This window comes from Calidithermus terrae (assembly GCF_003574345.1).
Taxonomy (GTDB): Bacteria; Deinococcota; Deinococci; order Deinococcales; family Thermaceae; genus Calidithermus; species Calidithermus chliarophilus.
In genome coordinates, this window is record NZ_QXDL01000258.1 from 1 (window position 1) to 5,001 (window position 5,001).

The 5,001-nt window shown below is 58.8% G+C and carries 4 protein-coding genes; 3 read left to right on the top strand and 1 reads right to left on the bottom strand.

Annotation, left to right across the window (positions count from 1 at the left end):
* Nucleotides 1-140 precede the first annotated feature (140 nt).
* Nucleotides 141-2,084 carry an ATP-binding protein gene (locus tag Mterra_RS18765; RefSeq protein WP_420836707.1) on the bottom strand — a complete coding sequence of 648 codons (1,944 nt, stop codon included), beginning with the start codon at nucleotides 2,082-2,084 and terminating at the stop codon, nucleotides 141-143.
* Nucleotides 2,085-2,223: 139 nt separating this feature from the next.
* On the opposite strand from Mterra_RS18765, the gene Mterra_RS18770 reads away from it, so the two are divergent.
* The 3 genes from Mterra_RS18770 to Mterra_RS22050 are packed head-to-tail and all read left to right on the top strand — an operon-like array spanning nucleotide 2,224 to nucleotide 4,846.
* Nucleotides 2,224-3,798 carry a Tle-like phospholipase domain-containing protein gene (locus tag Mterra_RS18770; RefSeq protein ID WP_119316528.1) on the top strand — a complete coding sequence of 525 codons (1,575 nt, stop codon included), beginning with the start codon at nucleotides 2,224-2,226 and terminating at the stop codon, nucleotides 3,796-3,798.
* An 8-nt stretch (nucleotides 3,799-3,806) separates the two neighbouring features.
* Nucleotides 3,807-4,307, top strand: coding sequence for a hypothetical protein (locus Mterra_RS22045; protein WP_147372944.1), 501 nt, complete (start codon nucleotides 3,807-3,809; stop codon nucleotides 4,305-4,307).
* A 32-nt stretch (nucleotides 4,308-4,339) separates the two neighbouring features.
* Nucleotides 4,340-4,846 (top strand): hypothetical protein, encoded by a 507-nt coding sequence (locus Mterra_RS22050; protein ID WP_147372945.1) that lies wholly within the window; start codon nucleotides 4,340-4,342, stop codon nucleotides 4,844-4,846.
* Nucleotides 4,847-5,001: the final 155 nt, after the last annotated feature.

Here is a 5,001-nt window from a genome sequence, read left to right on the forward strand (position 1 = left end):
GCCGGAGCCGGGGCCGGGGCGGGGAAGCAAGCGGCCAGAACCAGTGTCAGGGATGCGGTTAGGGTTAGGAAATCGGATCGCTTCATTGGAACCATCATGACCTGAAGGGGCCGCGGTTGGGTAGGGGGCCCAGCCGGACCTCAGCCCCAGTCCTCGAGCTCCCGCGGCCGCAGCCGCTTGAGCTTCGCCATCTCCTCGCTGGCCGCCTCCCGCAGGTGGCGCATCCCCAAAGGCTCCCCCTCGGCGGCCGCCTTGAAGGCCGCGTGAAGGGCCACGTTGGCGATGTGCCCGCCGGTGAGCTCGAGCAGGCTCAGGCGCTCGAAGTCCAGGCCCGCGTGGAACTCGGCCGGGATGACCCGCCGCCAGATCTCGGCCCGCTCGGGCGGCTTGGGCCGCTCGAAGCGCACGATGAAGCGCAGGCGGCGCACGAAGGCTTCGTCGATGGAGCTCTCCAGGTTGGTGGTGAGGATGGCGAGGCCGCGGTACTGCTCCATGCGCTGCAGCAGGTAGCTGACCTCGAGGTTGGCGTAGCGGTCGTGGCTGTCCTGCACGTCCGAGCGCTTGCCGAAGACGGCGTCGGCCTCGTCGAACAGCAGCACCGCTCCCCCGTCCTCCGCCGCGTCGAAGACCTCCCGCAGGTTTTTCTCCGTCTCGCCGATGTACTTGCTCACCAAGAGCGAGAGGTCCACGCGGTAGAGGTCCAGGTCCAGCTCCCGCGCCAGCGCCTCGGCCGCGGTGGTCTTGCCGGTGCCGCTGGGGCCGCTGAACAGCACCGCCACGCCGCGCCCCCGCTCGCCGCTGCGGAAGCCCTGGCGGTCGTAGACCAGGTGCCGGTGGCGCACGTGGGCCGCGATCTCGCCCAAGGTGGCCTGGACCGCACCGGGCAGCACCAGGTCCTCCCGCCGTGCCCGCGCCGCCATGCGCCGCACCGCCGCCACCCGCTCCAGCCGGCCGTGGCTCTGGCCCCGCGCCGCCGCCCACAGGGCCCCCAGCAGGTCCTCCGGCCGCAGCCGCGCCCCCTGCCGCAGGCGGTAGTGCAGCTCGAGCAAGGCCTGCTGCGCCGCCTCCGCGATGGCGGCGGCCTCGAGGTCGAACTGCGCCACCACCCGCTCCAGGGCCTCGCTCAGGACGTTCTCCGGGACGCTGAGCTCCCCCACGAGCCGTTCCCGCCACAACGCGGCCTGCTCGGAGGGGGTGGGCTTGTCCACCTCCAAAGTCCAGCGCAGCCCCGGCAGCGCCAGGCGTTCGCGCGCCGAGAGCAGCACCGGCGTCTCCAGCGCCACCAGCCGCTCGAGCAGTTCCCCGAGCCGGGCCTGCGCGGAGGGCTCGGGGCGGTAGCCGGCCTCGAGCAGCCACGCCGCCCCCCGCAAGCGGGCCTCCCGCCCCAGCCGCCGGGCCAGGTCCTCGGGGTCGCGCTCGAGCAGCCGCTCCGCCGGAAGCCCGAACGCCCGCAGCCCCAGCCGGGAGCAGGCGCTGGCCGCGATCGCCCGCGCGCTCTGGGGGTCGCCCAAAAGCTGCACCGGAACGGCCCCACCCTCCCACGCCGAGCAGATCCGGTCGGCCTGCTCCTGCTGCGAGGGCACCAGGGCGGCAGCGGCCGAGAGCGTGAAGGTCCCCGCGAGCTCGGGGTCGAGCTCGGCGGGGTTGTCGCCCTGCGCCCCGAGCAGGAAGTGCAGTACCGGCTCCGAAAGGCGGATGGGCTGCGCGGTGAGCGGGAGGTCGGGGCGGGGATGGATCTCGATGAGACCCCAGCGCCGCAGGGGCGCGGAGGGACATAGGGACAAATAGTCTTCTGCCTGATCTCCGAGATAAGCAGAAGCGAGGCTAAACGTTGGCAATTGCTGACCAGTCAGCTCTGCTAAAAGGGCAGTCAAATCCGGCTCGATTGCCAACCCTGCGCACAGTAGCAGAACCTCCGCCTCGTAATCAGACAAGGCGAATTGCTTAACCAATTGCGGAAGTCGATCAGCTATATCAAGAGGATCTTGGACTGAGAGTGAGACCACCCACGAGTAATCAATACTCCTCTCGGCCCTGCGTAATAGCTTCTGACGTATGAGGTCAAGACGCGTTTTTAAGCACATGTAGGAAGCAGAAGTTGAATTACTTATCAGCTTTATCACCTTCCCGTAGGCGTAAGGTTCCTAAACTCTTGCTTAGTTTCCAGAACCTTCCTTAGAGTATACTTACTATGAGGCAGTTCCATGTACCGGAGGAGTAAGGATGGCGCTTGATTACGAGGTTGCTTCCAGATATCCGGAATTCTTGGCGAAGGGAGTAGCTAACCAAGATAGCCAAGAGTACGAGTACTCCCTACCTCTTATCTCGGCTCAGAAGCAGTCGCCCACAATGAAGCCGGACTATCGCGAAGGTTTGGCCGAGGAAAAGCCTAGCCCTTTTGCTAGGATTCCTTCACCTCAATTAACTTACGATGCACTCCTGGAGCAAATGGCCAAACTGGCTTATGAGGATTACGTACCTTCAGCACAGGAAAATCCCAAATATGAAGTCGTTCGGCAATTTGGGTATAGGCCACAGCGCACCACATATGGCCGCTTAGGCATGCAGTTACAAGTATTCCTTCCCAGTAAACCCGAATACCCTTATCCCGTCGTCGCTTTCCGAGGCACACAGGGCGGGGAGTTCAAGGTTCTGGAAGGCCAAATGGATTGGTTTACTGATGCTGACCCTCGAGGCGTAGGGTATGGGCAATTCCACGAGAACAAAGACCTCATCAGGACTCACCTGGACTATGCTCAACAAAAGGGCAAGGTTTGGCTTTGCGGACACTCGCTAGGCGGAGCACTGGCCCAGTGGACAGCATGTACTTGGCCGCAAAGCGTAGGTCACGTTGCTACGTTTCAGGCCCCGGGAATCCCTAAAGAGATGGTGGCAAAGATCGAAGCGTACAACAAAGGCAAGTCTCCGGGTGAGCAAATCACCTCGGATCACTATCGGATGAATCTAGACTTCGTGCCCCACGCAGGCCAAGCGTTTACTCCCGGCGAGGTACATCGGTTTAAGTTCCCCAATCAGCGAGCCAAGGCTCCTGTTTACGTCAAGCTTGGTCCTAGAACCATCGAGTTTGACATTGGTCCATTCTTAGATAATTTGGCAGACGAAGCCGCTAAAGCAGTTTGGCGAAAACTCGTTGGAACAGAGCTTACCGATGAGCTAACCATTGGGGCTCTTATGACGGCCTTTACTGGCCAGACCCACCTCACTCCCATCCTCTCAACAGCCATCGAGTCCTCACCGGATAAGCCTTTCACCCCTGAGCAAAAAGCCATTGCCAACAAAGGGCTAACCGGGGATAACCCCGTCCAGTACGTAAACACATACAGTACCGATGTTGAGAACAATGACCCGGAGCGTGTCATAGCCGAGCAACTACGGCAAATGGCGGGGCAATACATCGAGCGATTCAAAGAGGGGGTAAAGAGCGGCAGGTATAAGGCCATCTCAGGTTGGGAGGCCGCTGGCGATTTTGCCGGCGATATCGTGACCTTACCTCTCGAGCTAATAGGAGAACTTTTCGGCGAGGGGGTTATCTTCCGCGAAACCAGGAACAACGCTAAGCAGGCGACAGCCTACATTCTGGGCAGCGCCGCGCTCAGTGTAGAGGAGTACGATAAAGCCTACCGGCAAGTAGAGGCGTGGGTGAAGCAGGCAAAAAGTTTACAGGAGGCACTAAAGTTAGGAAGCCGCATTGAACAAATGGCCATATCAAGAGAAATCAAAGATAATCTCAAACGGCGCATTGAGCAAATTTGGTACTCATGGCATCCAGGTCAATGAAGGTGACTATGACGAGGCCCGCGCTAATAGTAACAACCCTACTGCTAACAGCAGTCGGCATTGCTTATGTGCAAGGGGGCATCAACAAAATGAGCGGGACACTCAGCCCAAAACAACTCTACGATGATCTGATCACATCCCTCCAGCAAGTCGTTACCCTTAAGGAAATCAGGTGCCCAGAGGTAATGGAGAGCTCTGTGAGGCGCAACAGAGAGGACGGTGGTGATTTTCTATGTTTTCAGCTGATTTCTGGTGAGCCGGACAAGTACCAGCGCCTCCAGGAACTTCAGAAAGCTCTAGACCGCGTGCTACGCAGGGAGTTTTCGCCCAAAACCGGGTGGCGTGAAAACTACGGCTATATAGGACGCAGTTATCGCCTAGTAAACCATCCTGGATGGTATCTGCTTATTGATTTTGGCCCTCGGGTACTCGAGCAAGAATCCTATAGTAGGTTGGGCATTACCCTTGAGGGGGATGTCGTGAGTTTTTCGCTGGGCTACGATCCATAAGCAATCCTAAGGGTTAGGTTTAAGAGTTCTCAATGAGGGGCTTGCTATGGTTGAGGGTTCTAATAATCAGCCTTGCTGGTCTTTTCAGGGCAGAGAAGGTAGGTATCCTGATGGTAGGAAAAACTCCTAGAGAACTCTACGATCAAGTTCTCACTACCCTACAAACAAAAATCAGACTTAGAGAGACTAAATGCCCCAGTGTTCTGGATGAGTTCATCAAAGAAGACTTCAAGCAAGGGGGTGCAACATTTTGCTTTCAGTTCATCAGTTTCAAAAGCGATAAGTATGAGCGATTCGCCGAGTTTCGCGCGGCTCTGGAGCAATCCGTACCCAGAAACTTTAAAGTCATCTTCGGCTGGCAGGAAGACTATGGTAGTATCGCACGGCACTATGCCGTCAGCGATTTGCCGGGTTGGTCTTTTGCTGTTGACTTCACTCCAAGGGCCATCGCTCAAGGCGAATCCGATTACCACGATACCAGACTCGAAGGCGATCTCGTCCGTCTGTCCATGATTTATAACCCACCTCAACACCAATAAGCCTGTGGTTACATCCCGACCGAAGCTCTACCTCAAAACTTGCACCTTCCCTCGATCCTGCATAGACGTGCGCCCGGGTGGGCTATAAAGATGGATCTCGATGAGCCCCCAGCGCCGCAGGGGCGCGGAGGGTGTCATCGCCTGTGCGTGGACAA

Coding starts and splice junctions, on each gene's coding strand:
- Mterra_RS22045 (WP_147372944.1), top strand. CDS start 3,807: ATGACGAGGCCCGCGCTAATAGTAACAACCCTACTGCTAACAGCAGTC.
- Mterra_RS18765 (WP_420836707.1), bottom strand. CDS start 2,084: ATGTGCTTAAAAACGCGTCTTGACCTCATACGTCAGAAGCTATTACGC.
- Mterra_RS18770 (WP_119316528.1), top strand. CDS start 2,224: ATGGCGCTTGATTACGAGGTTGCTTCCAGATATCCGGAATTCTTGGCG.
- Mterra_RS22050 (WP_147372945.1), top strand. CDS start 4,340: ATGAGGGGCTTGCTATGGTTGAGGGTTCTAATAATCAGCCTTGCTGGT.